Annotated in this window: 1 protein-coding gene; it reads right to left on the reverse strand. The window is 36.4% G+C overall.

Annotated features, from left to right (window positions below; all coding sequences use genetic code 11):
• Positions 1-848 (reverse strand): SspB-related isopeptide-forming adhesin (locus tag FC36_RS06505; protein ID WP_156409532.1); only part of this gene is annotated, 848 nt, incomplete at both ends.

An 848-nucleotide genomic window follows, 5' to 3' on the forward strand; every position in this document is an offset into this window, starting at 1 on the left:
CCATCAGTATTTTCTACCACCTTAATTACAACAGGGGAGGATTCTACTGTGTTAGTAACAGTATTAGACTTGTAGCCTTTGCCTGCATTAACTTGATTCATAGTGTTATCAATCTTAGTAGCATCCTTCACATCAGCGTTAACAGTGTAATCAAATGTTACAGTTAATGCTTGACCCTTGTAAGTTGTAACAAACTTCTTAGCATCTGTAGCTGTTAAAGTCCAAGTACCGCTCTTAGTATCCCATACAGGCTTAAAGAGGTTAGTAATGTTCTTGCCGTCTTTATCAGTTACCTTCAAAGTAGAAGTTTGAGCAACACCGTTAGTCTTATCATAAGAATCTGAGAAGGACCATTCTTTAGTAAATGCATTATCAGAAATTTTAGCATTAGCTAAATCAGTTAAGTCCCAAGTTCCTTTATAAGTTACTGTTTGTCCTTTAAGAACTGTACCTTGGTTAATATCTTTACCATCAGCGTTTAAAACAACCTTGTGAGGTGTTACCTTGGCAATCTTATCAGTAACCTTGTTAGATACAGCATTCTTACCATTAATTGTAACTGTATAAGTGTTATCAGCAACTTGTCCACCTTCACCAGTAACCGTTGCGTAAGCAACAATAGTAGGGGTGTAAGTTTGGTCTGAATTGTACTTACCAGAGTTAAGCAAGGTTTGTAATGCTTTTGTAGCCGTCCAAGTTACCTTAGAACCTTCAGTCTTAACTGTAAAGTAAGTTGCAGGTTTGTCAGCCTTAGTAAACTTACCAGACTTATCACGTAAGTATACGTCAAATCCAGAGAAGGTTACATCTTTATCAAAGTCATCAACATAAGTTAAAGAATCAACCAT

It is taken from the genome of Ligilactobacillus equi DSM 15833 = JCM 10991, from assembly GCF_001435735.1.
GTDB lineage: Bacteria > Bacillota > Bacilli > Lactobacillales > Lactobacillaceae > Ligilactobacillus > Ligilactobacillus equi.